Source organism: Agarivorans sp. JK6, assembly GCF_045277145.1.
In the GTDB taxonomy this organism is placed as follows: domain Bacteria; phylum Pseudomonadota; class Gammaproteobacteria; order Enterobacterales; family Celerinatantimonadaceae; genus Agarivorans; species Agarivorans albus.
In genome coordinates this window covers 1,884,665-1,903,563 of sequence record NZ_CP113525.1, presented here as the reverse complement: position 1 = coordinate 1,903,563, position 18,899 = coordinate 1,884,665, and the positions used below count along the sequence as shown (strand labels likewise).

16 protein-coding genes are annotated in these 18,899 nt (G+C 43.4%); 9 read left to right on the top strand and 7 right to left on the bottom strand.

Features of this window, described 5'->3' with window-relative positions:
- Window positions 1-26 precede the first annotated feature (26 nt).
- From OV592_RS09030 to OV592_RS09010, 5 genes are read left to right on the top strand one after another with little or no spacing between them, the layout of a single operon-like run.
- Window positions 27-1,625: an ABC transporter substrate-binding protein gene (locus OV592_RS09030; RefSeq protein ID WP_406611149.1), complete on the top strand. Its 1,599-nt coding sequence runs from the start codon at window positions 27-29 to the stop codon at window positions 1,623-1,625.
- A 3-nt stretch (window positions 1,626-1,628) separates the two neighbouring features.
- On the top strand, window positions 1,629-2,594 hold the full coding sequence (locus tag OV592_RS09025) for an ABC transporter permease subunit (protein ID WP_016402615.1): 966 nt from the start codon (window positions 1,629-1,631) through the stop codon (window positions 2,592-2,594).
- On the top strand, window positions 2,581-3,468 hold the full coding sequence (locus OV592_RS09020; protein WP_152781047.1) for an ABC transporter permease subunit: 888 nt from the start codon (window positions 2,581-2,583) through the stop codon (window positions 3,466-3,468). The genes OV592_RS09025 and OV592_RS09020 overlap by 14 nt, the downstream gene beginning before the upstream one ends.
- Window positions 3,468-4,475 (top strand): oligopeptide/dipeptide ABC transporter ATP-binding protein, encoded by a 1,008-nt coding sequence (locus tag OV592_RS09015; protein WP_016402617.1) that lies wholly within the window; start codon window positions 3,468-3,470, stop codon window positions 4,473-4,475. Before OV592_RS09020 ends, OV592_RS09015 begins: the two co-directional genes overlap by 1 nt.
- Window positions 4,468-5,247, top strand: coding sequence for an ATP-binding cassette domain-containing protein (locus OV592_RS09010; protein ID WP_016402618.1), 780 nt, complete (start codon window positions 4,468-4,470; stop codon window positions 5,245-5,247). The genes OV592_RS09015 and OV592_RS09010 overlap by 8 nt, the downstream gene beginning before the upstream one ends.
- A 9-nt stretch (window positions 5,248-5,256) precedes the next feature.
- Here OV592_RS09010 and OV592_RS09005 read toward each other — a convergent pair whose 3' ends face one another.
- Window positions 5,257-6,120: a PEP-CTERM/exosortase system-associated acyltransferase gene (locus tag OV592_RS09005; RefSeq protein ID WP_227981214.1), complete on the bottom strand. Its 864-nt coding sequence runs from the start codon at window positions 6,118-6,120 to the stop codon at window positions 5,257-5,259.
- A 294-nt stretch (window positions 6,121-6,414) separates the two neighbouring features.
- On the opposite strand from OV592_RS09005, the gene fabV reads away from it, so the two are divergent.
- Entirely contained in the window at window positions 6,415-7,617 is a 1,203-nt protein-coding gene (fabV, locus tag OV592_RS09000; protein WP_406611148.1) for an enoyl-ACP reductase FabV, read from the top strand.
- A 52-nt stretch (window positions 7,618-7,669) separates the two neighbouring features.
- On the opposite strand, the gene OV592_RS08995 is transcribed toward fabV, so the two are convergent.
- From OV592_RS08995 to OV592_RS08970, 6 genes are all read right to left on the bottom strand, one after another.
- Window positions 7,670-8,029: a DUF2850 domain-containing protein gene (locus tag OV592_RS08995; RefSeq protein WP_016402622.1), complete on the bottom strand. Its 360-nt coding sequence runs from the start codon at window positions 8,027-8,029 to the stop codon at window positions 7,670-7,672.
- Between the two features lie 68 nt (window positions 8,030-8,097).
- Window positions 8,098-9,966: a SurA N-terminal domain-containing protein gene (locus OV592_RS08990; RefSeq protein WP_338625771.1), complete on the bottom strand. Its 1,869-nt coding sequence runs from the start codon at window positions 9,964-9,966 to the stop codon at window positions 8,098-8,100.
- Between the two features lie 84 nt (window positions 9,967-10,050).
- The gene (gene hupB / locus OV592_RS08985; protein WP_016402624.1) at window positions 10,051-10,323 is read right to left on the bottom strand and encodes a nucleoid-associated protein HU-beta; all 273 of its coding nucleotides are present in this window, start codon (window positions 10,321-10,323) and stop codon (window positions 10,051-10,053) included.
- Window positions 10,324-10,535: 212 nt separating this feature from the next.
- A complete protein-coding gene (gene lon / locus OV592_RS08980; RefSeq protein WP_406611147.1) occupies window positions 10,536-12,884 on the bottom strand; it encodes an endopeptidase La in 2,349 nt (782 codons plus the stop codon).
- A 125-nt stretch (window positions 12,885-13,009) separates the two neighbouring features.
- Entirely contained in the window at window positions 13,010-13,531 is a 522-nt protein-coding gene (gene ruvC, locus OV592_RS08975; RefSeq protein ID WP_016402626.1) for a crossover junction endodeoxyribonuclease RuvC, read from the bottom strand.
- A gap of 6 nt (window positions 13,532-13,537) precedes the next feature.
- Entirely contained in the window at window positions 13,538-14,281 is a 744-nt protein-coding gene (locus tag OV592_RS08970) for a YebC/PmpR family DNA-binding transcriptional regulator (RefSeq protein ID WP_406611146.1), read from the bottom strand.
- Between the two features lie 395 nt (window positions 14,282-14,676).
- Here OV592_RS08970 and OV592_RS08965 point away from each other — a divergent pair, with 395 nt between their 5' ends.
- The 3 genes from OV592_RS08965 to OV592_RS08955 all read left to right on the top strand — a co-directional run bounded on the left by OV592_RS08965 (window position 14,677) and on the right by OV592_RS08955 (window position 18,853).
- Window positions 14,677-15,141 carry a hypothetical protein gene (locus tag OV592_RS08965; RefSeq protein ID WP_406611144.1) on the top strand — a complete coding sequence of 155 codons (465 nt, stop codon included), beginning with the start codon at window positions 14,677-14,679 and terminating at the stop codon, window positions 15,139-15,141.
- Complete coding sequence (locus OV592_RS08960) at window positions 15,110-16,303, top strand: hypothetical protein (protein ID WP_406611143.1); 1,194 nt, start codon at window positions 15,110-15,112, stop codon at window positions 16,301-16,303. Before OV592_RS08965 ends, OV592_RS08960 begins: the two co-directional genes overlap by 32 nt.
- A 75-nt stretch (window positions 16,304-16,378) precedes the next feature.
- Window positions 16,379-18,853: a putative bifunctional diguanylate cyclase/phosphodiesterase gene (locus OV592_RS08955; RefSeq protein WP_406611142.1), complete on the top strand. Its 2,475-nt coding sequence runs from the start codon at window positions 16,379-16,381 to the stop codon at window positions 18,851-18,853.
- Window positions 18,854-18,899: the final 46 nt, after the last annotated feature.

Genomic DNA, 18,899 nt, shown 5'->3' with positions numbered 1-18,899 from the left:
AGCAGTTATCAGGATATCAGCTTCTCATGAATGCATTCTCAATTGGCACAGTGATGTGTCTGGCTTTTTTGCTACTTGGCTGTGACCAGCAAAAAGACGTAAAAAAGCTTGGTTTAGTCTATTGTACCGAAACCGCACCGCATACTTTTAATCCACAACTTGAAAGCTCAATCAATGCGATTGCGGTGACATCGCGACACCTTTATGACCGCTTAGTTGAAGTTGATCCAATTACTCAGCAACTGGTTGGCGGTGTTGCTAATAACTGGCAGGTAAGCGAAGACGGGCTGCGTTATCGTTTCTATTTACGCCAAGGTATTCATTTTCATAAAACCGATTACTTTAGCCCATCGCGCAACTTAAATGCCGATGATGTGATGCTAAGCTTTGAACGCATTCTAGATCCCGAACATCCACTTTACATCTTGGCTAACGGCGATTATCCCTTTTTCAATAATATCGGCTTTGGCAGCAACATTCGTAAACTCACTAAATTGTCTGATAGCAGTGTCGAATTTGAGTTAAAGCGACCAGATGCGGCATTTTTAGCAAACCTAGCCAGCGACTATGCAGTAATTCTTTCAGCTGAGTATGCCGATAAACTCAGCCAATCAAACCAACTTGGGCTGCTCGATCAACTGCCCATTGGCAGCGGGCCGTTTTATTACGTTAACCAGCGTAAAGACCACTTTATTCGATACTACCGCCATTGGTTACACTGGCGTGGTGCGCCTCCGATGCAGCAGTTGGTATTTGATATAACACCAACCTCTTCTATTCGCTTAGCCAAGTTGCTAACTGGTCAATGCGATATTATGGCGCAGCCCGCAGCAAACCAACTTGAAGTGCTTAAAGCCCGCGAAGAACTGTTAGTCTCCGTGCAGGCTGGACTCAATGTTTCTTACTTAGCATTCAATACTCAAAAGCCTCCTTTTGCCGATGTACGAATTCGCCGAAATGTAGCTGGGCTGGTAAATAAGCAGCGGATTCTAGACTCGGTCTATTTATCAACGGCAGACATTGCCAACGGCGTTCTTTCTCCTTCTTCTTGGGCTTACCGCCATCAATCTCGCTCACCAGAGCAAGACCACTTGGTTTACCCCTACATTGAAAAAGCCAAGCAACAACCCATAGAGTTGTGGGTATTAAATGAGGCTAAAAGCTATAACCCACAACCACGAAAAACGGCTGAATTAATCCGAAACGATTTAGTGAATGATGGCTATCAAGTCAACGTGCGCTTGTTAGATTGGCAAGTATTACGCCGTTATTTGCGCGCGCCAGAAGTAAACTACGATTTATTATTGGTTGGCTGGTCTACCGATAACAGTGACCCCGACGACTTTTTCAGACAGCAATTTTCATGTGATGCGGTAGAACAAGGGTATAATTTTAGCCGTTGGTGTAATGGCCACTTTGAACAGCTACTCAATGCTGCAACCGCTTCTCCGCGCCTTGCCGACCGAGTAAGAAACTATTACAAAATCCAAAAAATAATCGAACAAGATGTGCCTATTTTACCTTTAACCCATGCATTAAAAATGTATTCCTATAATGACAGCGTTCACGGTATTACTTGGAACCCATTTGGAGGCGTTTCGTTCAACAACGCCTATAGGAAGTAAGCCATGCTCCGATATTTGATTCGACGCATTAACCTACTGGTGATTACTTTTTTAATCATCAACTTGATTGCTTTTATTTTTCAGCAGAATCAAAACCTGTTAGTTGAGTCCGATGATTTTTGGTTTAAACAATACGCATTGTTTGTTTTGCAAAATATCAATGGTGACTTGGGTGTATCCAGCATTAGCGGCAAGCCGGTATTTGATGAACTGGTGAGTTTTCTCCCTGCCACCTTAGAGCTTTGTTTTTCTGCTTTTTTGCTGTCGTTTATTATTGGGATACCGCTAGGTACCTTAGCAGGAATTTACCATCAACACTGGATTAGAAACCTAATTCTAAGTGTGACAATGGTGGGTTACAGCATTCCGGTTTTTTGGCTTGCGCTACTCTTAGTTATGAACTCCTCCTTAATGCTGGGCTGGTTCCCCGTATCAGGACGTTATGACTTGCTATTAGAAATCCCACAAGTGACAGGCTTTGGCATTATTGACGTGATGTGGTTAGAGCCTCAAGCCCGCTGGCCAGCGCTTATGAGCATATTAAGCCACTTAGCTTTGCCAACCCTAGTACTGGCTGTGGTGCCCACTACAGAGGTTATTCGCCAGCTATCCAACTCTATGGCTAAAGTAATGAGTGAAAACTACATTAAAGCCGCCGCTACAAAGGGCTTGTCAAAATGGCAAATAGTCACTCGCCATGCCTTACACAACGCGCTCCCCCCTATTCTTCCTAGCTTAGGTTTGCAATTTGGCAACGTGCTAACTATGGCAATGGTGCTAGAAGTGGTATTTGCTTGGCCGGGCATTGGGCGTTGGTTAATTTCAAGCATCTATCAGCAAGACTACATTGCCATTCAAGGTGGCATGTTAGCTGTAGCAACCTTAGTGATTATCACCTTTGTTTTAACCGATTTGTTTACCGCACTCATCCACCCACTGCGTCGAAGAGAAGTTTATGCTCAGCACTAATGTATTTTCTGAAACGACTATTTCCAGTGCCTTGCAGCAGGTACTGATCCGTTTTAGAGACAACTCTGTTGCTATGGTTGGTTTTTGGGTGTTACTTGGCTTTTTAGTGCTGGCCTTGTTCGGGCCGCTGATTGCGCCCTACCCACTGGATTATCAAGGTGACAACTTATTACAGCCTCCATCTTGGAATCAGCAGGGCCATGTAGACAACTTTTTAGGCACTGATGACCTAGGCAGAGATTTACTCAGCCGCTTAATCTATGGGTGCCAATTAACCTTTGGTGGCGGCTTTATTGTAGTAACGCTTGCCGCTTTAATTGGTATTCCCGTTGGCATTCTTTCTGGCATGAGCCGTGGGATTAAATCGAGCGTGCTACACCACGTGATGGATACCGCGTTATCGATTCCTTCACTGCTAATTGCAATTATGGTGGTGTCTTTTCTCGGAACCGGCTTAGAGAATACATTGATAGCGATTGCCCTAGCGCAGATACCGCAGTTTATTCGTTTTACCTATATTGCCGTTTCAAGCGAAATTCAAAAGGAGTACATTACGGCGATTCGCCTAGATGGTGCTACCAACTACCGTATTTTGAAAAATGGCGTGCTCCCTAATATTGCTGACTCAATTGTATTTCAAATTAGTCGCAGCTTTTCTTCATCACTTATCGATATTACCGCCCTTGGATTTATTGGCATTGGAGCTCAGGCGCCATTGCCAGAATGGGGCGCCATGTTAGGTGGAAGTAAAGATTTACTCTTTTCTGCACCTTGGACAGTGACCCTACCCGGCTTCGTCATCATGACCAGTATTCTTAGTGTGAATATGGTAGGTGAAGGTTTACGCCAAGCGATGATTCAAGGAGTCGACTAATGGCTTTACTAGATATTCGCAACCTAACTATTGAAATCAACACACCAGCAGGAATAGTTAAAGCGGTAGACCGAGTGAGCCTTACCATGGCAGAGGGGGAAATCAAGGCCTTAGTCGGTGAGTCTGGTTCAGGCAAAAGCTTGATTGCCAAAGCATTGTTAGGGGTAACGAAACCCAGCTGGACTATCAAAGCCGACCGCATGCGCTTGGGTGACGTTGACCTAATGTCCTTAACTACCCGCCAGCGGCGCAAAGTGCTAGGTCATGAAATTGCGATGATATTTCAAGAGCCTAGCTCTTGTTTAGACCCCTCAGAAGAGGTTGGTAAACAAATTGAGGAAGCCATTCCCTGCCACAATATTAAAGGCGGATTTTGGCGACGTTTCCAGTGGCGAAAAAAGCAAGCGCAAGCCTTACTACATAAAGTAGGTGTTAAAGATCACCACAAGGTAATGCGCAGCTACCCTTATGAGCTATCGGATGGGCTTTGCCAAAAAGTTATGATTGCCATGGCCATTGCAGGGCAGCCTAAGCTATTAGTTGCCGATGAGCCAACTACAGCCATGGAAGTGACCACAGCCAGCCAAATATTACGCTTATTACACAAACTGAATAAACTAAACAACACCGCCATTTTGTTAATTAGTCATGACTTAAACACACTGTCCGACTTAGCAGATACCATCAGCGTAATTTATTGCGGCCAAATGGTAGAAGTGGGTCGTTCTGACCAAGTGGTAGGAAGTTCAAGGCACCCTTATACCTCAGCTTTACTTAGCTCAGCACCACAATTTAATAAACCTTTTGAACGCAAAGCGTTTTTGCCTGGCCTACCCGGCTCAATTCCCGCTTTACAACACTTGCCGATTGGCTGTCGACTTGGCCCGCGTTGCCCGAAAGCGCAGCGAAAATGTGTTACTCAACCCAAACTTAAAAAGGTGAAAGGTCATCAATATGCTTGCCACTACCCTTTAAACTTAGAGAAAAAGGTAAGCAACAATGGCTAATTTGCTGCACGTAAAAAACTTATCTCAACACGTTTATGTTCACAAAGGTTGGTTGAGCAGACAACGTTTTGCAGCCATCGATGACATAAGTTTCGAGCTAAACATGGGTGAAAGCTTAGCGATAATTGGTGAATCAGGTTCAGGTAAATCTAGCTTGGCAAAAGTATTGGCGGGCATCAACAAACCGAGTAACGGGGATATTTTTGTTAACGGCGAGGCTTTAAAGTTTGGCGACTACACCCGCAGGTGCCGCTTAATCAGAATGATATTTCAAGACCCAAATAGCTCGCTCAACCCGCGTTCTAACATCGGTCGAATTTTGTCTGCGCCACTTATTCTAAATACTGCGCTGTCACAACAAGAGCAGCAGCAAAAGGTAATTGCTACCTTAAAATTAGTGGGTTTATTAGAAGAGCATGCCGAGTTTTTTCCCAGTATGCTATCTAGTGGTCAGAAACAGCGTATTGCGGTTGCTAGAGCTTTAATTTTAAGCCCCAAAATCATTGTTATTGATGAAAGCATTGCAGCCCTTGATGTCTCGGTGAGAGCCCAAATCATTAACCTATTACTAGAGCTTCAGCAACGATTTGCAATCAGCTATATCTTTGTATCCAATGACTTGGGGTTAGTTCGACACTTTTCAGACAAAGTACTAGTGATGCAGCAAGGCAAAGCCGTAGAGTTTAAGCATACCGAAGAGTTCTTCACTCAGCCCGAACACGAGCTGAGTCAACGACTGATAAATGCCTATCAAAATGCCTTTCGTAAGTAGCGGAAGGTATTAAGAATTACCACGATACAGAATACTTTCTTGCGCACCCACCACTTGTGACATAGAAAGAGAAGCGTTAACTTCGCGCTCGATCATATCCATTAATGGTCTTAAGGTAATGGGTAAATCACTGCGGATCTTTTCAGCAGTAATATAATATGGCGCGCGTTGTCCATGGTACTCAACAACAGGGCCAATTTGTTGAAATTTAATGCCCAACAGCGCGGTGCTTCGAGCTAAGCGAGGCTCCATCATCACATAAGCATGTTTAATATTATGGCGCTCTACCAACACTGTAGCGGCTAGATACATACTGGCAGTGATAAAAGGAAAGCAGCGCAGCTCTTCTTCATAGAGCTCGTTGATGTTAATCCCGCCCACCGCTGAGTCTTTAAACTTGTCGGCTTTACGTCGTCTAAATGTTGCTCTTAATGCTAAACGGGATATTTCACAAACGTCTTCTCGAGCAAAATTTTGCGGATGTAATTCCTCATCGGTAATAGCACCTTCGCAATATTTTTCCAGAGGTAGTAATTGCTCGCCTGACGGGGCCACAACTCGTACGGTACTAGCATAGGTATTTGAAGACTTGTGTCGCACTAAGCAATAGTCGGAGTAATCGTCAAATTCATCGCGTTCTACTTTTTGCGGGTTAACCGGCTCAAAGCCTAACTCTTCACAATAAACATCGTGACGAAGGTGATAGACACTTTCTACATCTTCGTCGCTGAGCGCAACAAGTGGATGAAAATAGGTTTCATAGTGCTTGGCAATCTCTGCAGCTTTCTTTTTAGCAGCATGCTGGGTGGTTTTACTGGTGGGTAATCCAACCACCTTTCCTTTAATGCTGGTCGGCAATATTTTACTTTTCAAAAGCTTAACCCTTATTCCCTTAAGTGTCTTGAGTCTTATTTTTTTATCGCGTTATGTTATTGATACTACCTAAATAAGATAATGTATAGTTCTTTTGATAATAAATTTACATCACCTAAGCTAGGGTCTATAAACTAACGACACAATAAAACTCAATTCCTCCCTATTTAACTGCTCTGATCAGCTAGGCTAAATGCAACTTTAACGGTAAACATGCTAGAATCACTGCATTTTTTAGCGCTATAACAATCATGTATTCAGCGCCTCATTATCGGACACCTTAAAGGAATTAGTATGATCATCAAACCCAAGATCCGAGGCTTTATCTGTACTACCACTCACCCAGTAGGCTGTGCGGCTAATGTACAAGAGCAAATCGATTACACCAAACAGCAAGGCAAAGTAAGTAATGGCCCTAAGCGAGTATTGGTGGTTGGTTCTTCAAGCGGATATGGTTTGTCATCGCGCATCGCGGCAGCTTTTGGTAGCGATGCCGCAACTATTGGCGTGTTTTTCGAAAAGCCTGCCACTGAAAAGAAACCTGGTACTGCAGGTTGGTACAATGCTGCTGCATTTGACCAAAAAGCGCATGAAGCCGGCCTTTATGCTAAAAGTATCAATGGTGACGCATTCTCACATCAAGCAAAACAAGCCGCTGTTGACTTAATTAAACAAGATCTTGGACAGATTGACCTTGTGGTTTATTCGCTCGCCTCTCCAGTTCGTAAATTACCGGATAGTGGGGAACTGATTCGCTCTAGCTTAAAACCTATCGGTGAAACTTACACAGCAACAGCTGTTGATACCAATAAAGATACCATTATCGAAGCGAGCGTGGAGCCTGCAACCGAGCAAGAAATCGCTGATACGGTAACGGTAATGGGCGGTGAGGACTGGGAACTTTGGATTAAAGCCTTAGATGAAGCCGGCGTGCTAGCTGAAGGTTGTAAAACTGTTGCCTATAGTTACATCGGCACCGCGCTAACTTGGCCAATCTATTGGGATGGCGCTTTAGGTAAAGCGAAAATGGATCTAGATCGTGCAGCGACAGCACTGAATGAAAAACTAAGCAGTAAGCAAGGCTCAGCCAACGTTGCAGTGCTTAAGAGTGTTGTCACTCAAGCTAGTTCTGCGATTCCCGTAATGCCTTTATACATCTCGATGGTTTTCAAAATCATGAAAGAACAAGGTTTGCACGAAGGCTGTATGGAGCAAATCTATCGTTTATTCAATGAACGTTTGTACCTAGAAGGTGAACAAGCGCCTGTAGATGAGCAGAATCGTCTACGTTTAGATGATTGGGAATTACGTGAAGATATTCAACAAGCTTGTGTTGATCTATGGCCACAAATTACCACCGAGAACCTGAAAGAACATACTGACTACGAATATTATAAAGCGGAGTTTTTGAAGCTATTTGGCTTCGGCGTTGATGGTGTTGATTACGAAGAAGATGTTGCAACAGCAGTGCCGTTTGAAGTGGTAACCTTAGACTAAATACTAGCTTAACAACCACATAAGCCCTTAATAGTTGCTGTTAAGGGCTTTTTTAATTAATTCTTTGATAACGAATACGCCCTGCTCTTGGCAAGTATGCATCCAATGTTTGACCATCTTTTGAAATGCGGTATTCAATCACTTTATCCGCTGAGGTCACTACCACGCGATTGCCATTTATCTTGTATTTGGTCGCTACCCGACTGCCAGATTTAACTTGGCCATCTTCTGAGAATACAAGGCGTTCTTTCTTGCCATAAAAATCATGCTCTGCTTCCCAAGTACCTACAATAGGATTTACTTTAAGCTCAGGCTCTATGCCAACCAACTCTGGATAAGCAAAGTAAACAAAAGATGTTACGCCTAAACCGATACCAAGAAGTGCTATAAGCAGCACAATGGATTTTTTCACATTGTTTCTCCAAAACTAAAAAAGGACGTAAAACGTCCTTTTTTCAGTATCTTACGTAAGCACTAAGCTTACAACAAGTTTTGGATTTCTGCTTTGCTTTTTAAGACATCAATCAATACTTGATAACTAGCTTCAGTTTTAACATTGCTAAGTTGTTGTAACCATTGATTAGTTTCACTGGCATCAACGGTTTCTGCTTCGTTAACTGCTGTTAATTGAATAACCAGTTGGTCACCGCTCATGGTAGTAATGCGACTCGCTACTTTTTGCTCTGAAGGTTTTGCCATCATAAATAAATGGCGCACCACTTGAGGCTCAAAATCTTGGCTATCGCGAGCTACCTTAAACTTAGAATCCAGTTTAAGTTGCTGCTCATACAACAAAGCATCTATGCCTTCACCACTCTCAAGCGCAGCAATTAGGCTATCTGCATAATCTTGTGCGGCCTTTGTTGAACGAGACTGAGTAAGTGCAGTGTTAATTTGTGCTTTAACCTCTTCATAAGGTTTCACTTCTGAAGCTTGGTGAGCCATAACACGAACAACAATTGAACTGTTGTCCGACAACTGGATTGCATCACTATTTAAGCCTTCAGCGATGAAGTCTAAGTTAAATAGTTGATTAATGACCTGAGGCTCGCCTAAGGCACCATTGGCACTAGCGCGAGTTAATCCTTTAACAGTTTCGACTTCTAAGCCCGTTTCGCTAGCAACATCAACTAATGAATCAGGAATTTCGAAAGATACTTCAGCAAGTCGCTGAGCTTGCTCATAGAACGCATCTTGTGCTTGTTCTTGTTGCAGACGCTGACTAATTTGCTCTTTCACTTCTTCTAAAGGCTGTGCTTGAGATTCTTGAACATCTAGCAATTTAATCAGGTGATAACCAAACTCAGTTTTAACAACTTCACTTACGTCACCGTTATTAACAAGTGCGAATGAAGCAGCATCGAACTCAGGAGCCATTACGCCACTTTCAAACCAATCTAGTTCACCACCTTCCTGACCACTAAAAGTATCTTCAGATTCAGCAGCGGCTAGCGTCGCAAATTCTTCACCTTGATTGATTTTAGCTAACAGCTCTTCAGCTTTAGCTTCATCAGCAACCAAAATGTGGGCAACTTTACGCTTCTCTGGTTGTGAATAAGTTAACTGATTTGCATCGTAAAATTGTTGAATATCTTCTTCGCTAACTTCTATGCTTGCAGCAATTTTCTCTGCGTCAACTACGATGTACTCAACATCTACCGACTCTTCAGTACGGAAAGTGTTTTTACGTTCTTCGTAGTAAGCCAGTAAGTCTTCTTCGCTTGGCGCTTCTTGGTTAGCAAACTTAGCAACAGGAACCGTAACGTAGCGCACGTCACGAGTTTGTTGATTTAGCTTAACCAGCAACTCAGCTTCACTTGGTAGCGCAAACTCACTACCTAACAAAGCTTGCTGCAATTGACGACGGGTTAAGTCGTTGCGAATCATATCGCGAAATTGAGCAGGTTGGAGGTTAGCGCGGTAAAGAACAGCTAAGTAACGCTCGTTATCAAAACGACCATCAACTTGGAATTCTTGCATGCCTAAAATTTGTGATTTAACTTGCGCGTCGCTTACGCGTAAACCGTAGCTTTCTGCAGCTTGGTCTAACAAGCGCTCGCCAATCATTCGGTCTAATACGTTGCTTCTAAACTGGGCCATGTAGCTTGGGTCGGCGGCTAGTTGATTAAACGCAGCACCAAACTGGCTTTCTAAGCGGGCACGCTCGTTTTGATAAGCTTGATCAAACTCTGCACGGCTAATGGACTCACCATTAACTTCAGCGGCTAATTGCTCACTAGGGCTTGCGATGTAGCTACCTACACCAGCCAGAGCGAAAGATAATATGACCAAACCTAGGATGATTTTGGCTACCGGACCTTGGCTTCCTTCACGGAGCTTTTCCAACATGCTTAATTACTCTTTACCACATTAAATAATGAAAAAGCGCATCGAATGGATGCGCCTTTGACAGATCGCAATTGCGTCTGACAGTTAGTTTACAGCGTCTTTTAACGCTTTACCTGCTTTAAACGACGGTACGTTAGCAGCGGCAATTTGGATCTCTGCACCAGTCTGAGGGTTACGACCAGTACGGGCTGAACGTTCTTTAACTTGGAAAGTACCGAAACCTACCAAAGCAACGTTGTCGCCTTCTTTAAGTGTGTCTGAAATCGCGTCAATGAAAGAATCCAGCGCACGACCTGCAGCGGCCTTAGAAATGTCAGCGCCTTCAGCGATTTTGTCTACGAGTTGAGCTTTATTCACAATTGGTTCCCCTTGTTGTTATTCCTTTTCTTCTCACCGCAGGGAAGCTTCCCTAATAATCGCGGCTCAGAATGAGGTTCGTCAGTCTACATTTAGTTAAAATATACCATCAATATTGTTATCAACGGCTTCCTTGCCAGCCTTAGGCTATAGCCCTTGAACAAGGCTGGCAAGTACTATTTCACGATTGAATATCGTTTATTTGCATTGACTCAAGCTTTTACTTCAAAGCCTTCAGGATTTTGCTCTAAAGCCGCTTCCAGAACCTGCTCAATCCAGCGAACTGGAATGATTTTAAGGTCGCCAATAACATTTTCTGGTATCTCTTCTAAATCACGTTCATTTTCTTGTGGAATAAGAACGGTTTTAATTCCACCACGATGCGCAGCCAATAGCTTCTCTTTCAAGCCACCAATCGGCAATACTTCACCACGTAAGGTAATTTCACCGGTCATCGCGACTTCAGCTTTTACCGGATTACCGGTTAGGCTAGAAACTAAAGCAGTACACATTGCAATACCGGCACTTGGACCATCTTTTGGTGTTGCACCTTCCGGTACGTGTACGTGAATATCACGTTTCTCATAGAAGTCGCTGTTAATGCGCCACTTATCCGCGCGAGCTCTAACCACAGTCATGGCTGCTTGAATAGATTCTTGCATCACATCACCAAGAGAACCGGTATAGCTAAGTTTACCTTTACCTGGCACCGATGCTGTTTCGATAGTTAACAAGTCACCGCCCACTTCAGTCCAAGCAAGGCCTGTTACCATACCAACACGGTTGTTCTCATCGGCTTTGCCATAATCACAACGCTGCACACCAAGGTACTCACTGAGGTTATCTTGGCGTATTTCTACTTTCTTGGTGTCTTTGTTTAGCAAAATTTCTTTCACTGCTTTGCGACACAACTTTGAGATTTCACGCTCTAAGCTACGCACACCAGCTTCACGGGTGTAGTAACGAATAATGCCAATGATAGCGCTGTCTTCGATAACTATTTCGTGCTCTTTCAAGCCATTGCGCTTGATCTGTTTGCTAATTAAGTGCTGTTTAGCAATATTGAGTTTTTCGTCTTCGGTATAGCCCGACAAACGAATCACTTCCATACGGTCAAGCAATGGACCAGGAATATTCATTGAGTTTGAGGTAGCAACAAACATTACATCTGATAAGTCGTAATCGACTTCAAGGTAATGATCGTTAAAGCTATTGTTTTGCTCTGGGTCTAATACTTCTAACAATGCAGAGGCAGGGTCGCCGCGCATATCAGACGCCATCTTGTCAATTTCATCAAGCAAGAACAGCGGGTTTTTCACCGCCACTTTAGACATTTTTTGAATCAGCTTACCCGGCATTGAACCAATATACGTTCTACGGTGCCCGCGAATCTCAGCTTCATCACGCACGCCACCTAAGGCCATACGTACGTACTTACGTCCGGTTGATTTGGCGATAGATTGGCCCAGTGAAGTTTTACCTACACCTGGAGGACCTACCAAACAAAGGATAGGACCTTTAAGTTTGTTGACTCGGCTTTGCACTGCCAAGTATTCCAAAATACGTTCTTTTACTTTCTCTAAACCGTAGTGGTCTTGATTAAGCACCTGCTCAGCTTTGGCTAAATCACGCTTCACTTTCGAGCGTTTAACCCAAGGAACACTAAGCATCCAATCAACATAGCCGCGCACCACTGTAGCTTCTGCCGACATCGGCGACATCATTTTAAGCTTGTTGAGTTCGGCAAGCGTTTTCTCTTTTGCCTCTTCAGGCATTTTGGCTTCATCGATGCGTTGAGAGAGCTGCTCAAATTCGTCTTGACCATCTTCCGACTCACCCAATTCTTTTTGGATGGCCTTCATTTGCTCGTTTAAGTAATACTCACGCTGGCTTTTTTCCATTTGCTTTTTCACACGTCCGCGGATCTTTTTCTCAACGTGTAGCAAATCGATTTCGGACTCCATCATTGCCATTAGGTATTCAAGACGTTCTGGAATACTGGCAATTTCAAGCACCGACTGTTTGTCTTCTAACTTGAGCGGCATGTGAGCAGCCATGGTGTCGGCTAAACGCGCTGCATCATCAATGCCAGAAACAGAAGTAAGCACTTCAGGCGGAATCTTCTTGTTTAGCTTGATGTAGCCTTCAAACTGGCTAATGGCAGAGCGCACCATTACTTCTTGCTCTTTTTCATCGGGCTGTGCTGATACTACATACTCAGCGGCAGCTACATAGTACTCTTCTTCTTGAACAATTTGCTCGAGCTTAGCGCGCTGACTACCTTCTACCAGTACTTTAACGGTACCATCAGGCAGCTTAAGTAATTGAAGAATATTAGCAACGGTACCTACTGTGTATAGGTCATCAACCTGTGGGTCGTCATTGCTTGCGTCCTTTTGAGCCACCAGCAATACTTGCTTGTCTTGGGTCATCGCACTTTCTAAGCAACGGATAGATTTTTCACGACCAACAAACAATGGAATAACCATGTGCGGATACACCACCACGTCGCGCAGCGGTAATACGGGAATTTCGAAACGTTCTGAACGCTCTAAGGTCATGTCGTCCTCTTTACCTTAGCTAATAATCTCTATCAGCAATATATTGGGTCAAACTTGGTGGTTTCAATTAGTTACGCAGAATAATTCAAAAAAAACTTCTGACTGTTGTTTTTTCATACAATAAATTAACGTAGTCGACGCCTCACAGTACCTCGGACTTTGCCCGCCATACCAATTAAGCTTTGTCTGGTATGGCAATGACATAAAGCGACAGCAAGGGCATCAGCAGCGTCTGCTTGTGGGCTTGCCGACAAGTTTAGAAGTTGGGTCACCATGTGTTGAACTTGTGATTTATCTGCAGCTCCGGTTCCTACCACTGCTTGTTTTATTTGCCGTGCCGAGTACTCTGCCACAGGCAAGTCTTGGCTTACCGCGGATACAATCGCCGCACCACGAGCTTGACCAAGTTTTAACGCTGAATCAGCATTCTTGGCCATAAAAACTTGTTCTATGGCAAACTCGTCGGGCGAGAATTGGGTGATAATTTCACTCACTCCAGCGTGGATTTGTTTTAACCTGAGCGGTAAGGCTTTTTCATTGGTTCGAATACAACCACTACCCAAATACTCTATTCGCCCATGGGCTTGCTTAACAAGTCCGTATCCGGTGATCCGCGAGCCGGGATCAATGCCTAAAATAATGCTCACGGTTAATTAAAGCTGCGCTGCAACATCATCGGATATCCCGCCGTTGTGATAGACTTCTTGAACATCGTCATCGTCTTCTAGCATGTCTATTAGCCGCAGCAGCTTAGGTGCAGTGTTTTCGTCTAGCTCGGCCTGTGTTGATGCGACCATGGTAACCTCAGAGTTAATAGCCACGATACCAGAGGCATCTAGCGCATCCTTAACTCCTCCAAACTCCTCTGGGCTCGTATACACATCAACGCTTCCATCATCGTGGCTGAGTACATCATCGGCACCAGCTTCCAAAGCCACCTCCATAATTGCGTCTTCGTCACTGCCTGCTGGGTAGGATATCACCCCTTTCTTTTCAAAAAGATATGAAACGCTACCATCGGTGCCAAGGTTGCCACCGCTTTTGGAAAAAGCATGTCGAACACTTGATACGGTGCGATTGCGATTATCAGTCATTGTTTCTACTAAAACCGCTGTCCCTCCAGGTCCATAGCCTTCGTAGATTACAGTTTCCAACTGTTGCCCGTCGAGTTCACCAGCACCTCGTTGTACTGCACGATTAATGGTGTCGCGCGTCATATTGTTCGACAAAGACTTATCAATAGCGGCACGAAGTCTAGGGTTAGCATCGGGATCAGAGCCTCCCTCTCTAGCAGCTACTGTTAGCTCTCGAATAAACTTAGTAAACACTTTACCGCGTTTAGCATCTTGAGCAGCTTTACGGTGTTTTATATTGGCCCATTTACTGTGACCCGCCATCGAATTCCCCTAAGTTTGGTTTAGCCAAGATGATAAACGCTAAGAATATGACAAGCCTAGGATTAATTAATTGAACAATGATCTAGCTCGATAAAGAGCTTTAAGACTGAAGGCATAGACATGAAACAAACTAAACGGCAGTTTTAGCTGAAAGCACTAACCACATAAAATGTAATGTCATTCAAATATATTACATAATTATGAGATAACATTTAACTTAAGAAACACCCTTTCTATTGATAATTCTAATAAAAACATTAACAAGCCAAGACTTCCTGTTGGATATTTAAACAATGCTAAACAAAAAATCATTTAGCTTAACTTATTGAAAAAATTAGCCTATATTTAAAGACATAATCTTTAACACAATAGTTATGAGCTAACCACGGAAGGCTATGATTGTAATTTATTGGCGCAAATTATCTCAGTTTTTAAAACGGCAGGCGATTGCTGTTAAAATTGTTGCGTTATTCTCTTTAGTCAGTATTAGCATACCCATTCATGCCGAGGTGTGGCTACTTACTCACTCAAGCCAACTGGCTGAGCTAAGTGCTAAGCAGATCCGTGCCATTTTCTCACTAAGACAAAAAAACTGGCCTGATGGTCAAATCATCGAACTGGTCGTTATGGATGACAACAACGAGTTACATAAACAGTTTTGTTTAGACGCGCTCAAATTGTTTCCCTATCAGCTAACCCGAATTTGGGAACGCCAAATTTACACGGGTACCGCTATTGCTCCAACCATCGTGAACTCTGAACAAGAAATGTTAGACACCATAAAAAATAATCCCAACGCTATAGGATACACCAGCCAAGAGGTGAGCAATGAAGAACTTCATTCTACTATTGTTGACTAGCTTAAGCGTTGTCATTCTTCCCGCTCAGGCTAAAGGTAAACTCTCTTGGGGCGGCTTTGTGTCTGCCAGCTATATCGACGTAAACGCAAACAATTATTACGGTTATAACTCCGGTGATAGTGGCCCATTGTTCGAAGCAGGTCTTCGAGGCTTTTGGTATATCAACCCAAATTGGTCTGTTTCAGGATTAGTGATTGCCCAAGAGAGCGGCGATTGGTTCGAATCTGGTTTAGATGTAGATTATTTAAGCCTTAACTACAAAGTTCCTACAAACGAAGACTGGGAAGTTGGCTTTAAGTTTGGCCGTTTCAAAATTTCCAACGGGATTTATGGTGAAACCCGAGACGTGCCTTTTACTCGCCCCAGTATTGTACTGCCGCTATCGGTTTACCCGCATATCCTTAAAGAACAAAGTTTAAGGGCCGATGGCGTAAGACTAGATTTAGACTATTTCACCCTAAGTGGCCAACAATACACATTCGCGGCATCCATTGGTAAAGAAGCCTTTGATGAAAGCTTTAGTCGGCGCTTTTTTGGACAAGACCAAGGTGGCACTTTTGAAAGTGAGTGGAATAGTTCAATACACTTTTCAGCTCGCCCCAACGCCAATTGGTACATGGGCCTAGAGTATCGTCGTTTAAAAATGCACTTAAAAGACTCGATAGATTTGGCACCACCGGCAAGTCCGGTGCGTTTACCTTTCGATTTCACTATTGATACCGATCAGTACATTGCCTCGCTACAGTATTCGCAACAGCGCTACGAGCTAACGGGTGAATTTACCATGCGACGTGGCGGTACTTATGCTGAAGGAAAAAACGATGCTGCTAAACCCTTAGCGCCAATATTTGATGGCAGCATCGATATGAATGCCTATTATCTGCAAGGTATTTTCATTGTAAATCAGCAGTGGAATTTGCTCGCTCGCTACGATAACAGCCATTTTATTGATGATGACATTGAAACCAACTTACGCGATCTCGAAGATTTTACCATTGGAGCAACGTGGAATTTCCATCGCAATTTTCAGCTAAAACTGGAACATCATTGGTTTGTAGGAACCTCAATGCTTCCCCCTGTTCGAGACCTAAACCCCACTCGAACCAACAATCCTGAACGGTATTGGCGCTTGTTTGCAATGCAACTAAGTTACCGCTTTTGATATTTCACTCTATGCTTAGTAAGTAAGCAATTAATTAGTCACTTATTGCCTTATGCTAAATCAATGGAATAGCCAATGAAGTTAAGCAAGTTCCCCTTGGTGGATCTAAAAAATCGCTACGTTAGCGTGCGACTAAAACTCACTTTGGTGCTCATTCTCGCGGCGGGCATTGTTGTCTCTATTTTTGGTTTAACCGCAATGGAGCACTATCAAAAACAACAAGCCCAATTAAAATTAAGCTATTTAGATAACTACGCTTTAGAATTCAACGACCAAATAGAACGCTTAAGCGATAGCATCACATACATTTTTGAAGCTCAAACCCTTCTGAGCCAAGCAGAAAGCATGCAAGACCTGGAACGTTACCTAAATAGGCAGTTACCAGATTTACAATGGTTAATGCCAATAGCTAACGGTTGTACGGTATTTGCCATAGATAATTATGCCTGCAGCGTACTTGACTCTCCCCCACCCAAAGAGCTACTTGAACAAGTCACCTTGCGCTCTAAACCGATGCGCCTCATCGAATGTTTCGAAGTTTGTCATTTGTGGATTTCCCTGCCAATTAGAACCCGCAACGCAGAGCAAGGGGTTTTAGCCTTTCAACTTGAATTGGCAGATGCCTTAATTAACGTAACCCAACGCGATGATATTGAACTGGCGATAGTCGATTTAGACCGCCCTTTATACAAAAGCATATTGTTAGCCACCAATACTCAGGTACTAAGCCAGCAATGGTTCGACAGCGCCATCGAGTATCGGCATCACGACAATATGGAGTTTAAAGTAGAAGATAAAACCATTGTTGGTAAGCTCTACCCCATCAAAGACAGTTCAAACAGCACCCTTAAGTTGGTGATTCTTAAGGATTGGAGCGAACAAGTTTTCTTACAAACTCGCTTCGAAAACCAGCTAACTATGCTGCTATTGTTTACCATGGCCCTGGCCATTGCGATTGGCCTTTTGCTGATGCGCCGCCCACTGAGTAACCTGCGCTACCACACCGCCAGCTTACCGACTATTTTAGAGAACGAAAGCTACAAGCCACAAAACAAGTTACACCTATTTAATGATGAATTTGATTCCTTAGACCACATATCCATTGAGCTTGCCAACAGCTTTTCAGAAATGCGCTCAAGCATCGCGGCTAATACCAAAGTTCTTGAGAAAATGGCCATGGAAGATCCACTCACAGAGTTGCCTAATCGAACGGCTTTTTTGAAGCAACTTAGTGAAGCATTAGAAGAAGCAGCTAAGCAAGGCGAAGAGCTCAGCCTGATTTACATTGATCTCGACAACTTCAAAACCATTAACGATACCTTAGGCCATGACTTTGGTGATTTACTATTAGTACAAGTGGCCAAGCGCATTATGCGACTCAGTCAATTCGCTTCAAGTACGTTCCGACTTGGCGGCGATGAGTTCACTCTACTTATCAATCAAAAAGACAAAGACAGTGTATTGGGCTTTGCTTATAGCCTGGCTCAAGAGATATCTCGCGACATTACTATTTCCGGTATTTCGATGAAAGTGACTCTAAGTATTGGTATTGCCACCGCCAAGCAAGCCGAATACGAGCCGCAACTGTTAGTAAAATATGCTGACTTAGCCATGTATTCTTCAAAACGTAAAGGTAGGAACTGCTGCACCCATTTTGATATTGAATTAGCCCGTCAGAACGACATGGTGTTCACCATTGAGAATCAATTCCAAAATGCCATGAGCAACAATGAACTAGAGCTTTACTTGCAACCGCAAGTGTCTATGCAACACCAGCGAGTCACCGGCTTTGAATTACTACTCCGTTGGAATCATCCTACTCAAGGTCTTATGAATCCCGGCCAGTTCCTCGATACCGTTGAATCAGGTAGGCACATACTGCCGTTGGGTTACTGGGTAATCGACAAATCTTTAGCCTTGCTTGAAGAGCTTACCAGCAAAGGCTATGAAGAATTAACCATTGCCTTCAATATCAGCGGGCGACAATTTGAAGATAAACACTTCGCTCAAAAACTCATCAGCAAATTTAAAACTGTAAACGTAGGCAGTAATTACCTAGAACTTGAAATTACCGAAAGTGTTGCAGTACAAAGCTATCAGCAAGTTAAATCCCAACTCAATGAAATTAGAGCCGCGGGTATTCGCGTAGCCTTTGATGACTTTGGTAAAGGCTTTACTTCACTCAGCTACTTAAGCAACCTAGCCTGTGACAAAATTAAATTTGACCGTGAGTTTGGTCATAACGCCATTACCTCTGTGTCTACCCAAAATATTGTATTAAGTATGCGTACGCTTATGGATACTCTCGATTACGAGATATTGGTAGAGGGAGTAGAGACTCTAGAGCATGCCAATTGGCTAAAGAAAAATGGCTTTGACAAAGTACAAGGTTACTTCTTTGGTCGACCGCAAACTAAGCAAGAAGCCTTGGCCTTTTATCAACAATGTAACGAGAAAGGCGCATTATTAGATAAAGATGGCAATGTTTTGCACTTGCACCCCTTGTTCAAAATCCCTCAAGCGCCGAGTCATTCTAGTCACAGTAGTTAACTGGTTTGTAAGAATTAATCGATACAAAAAAGGCGAGCTAGATGCT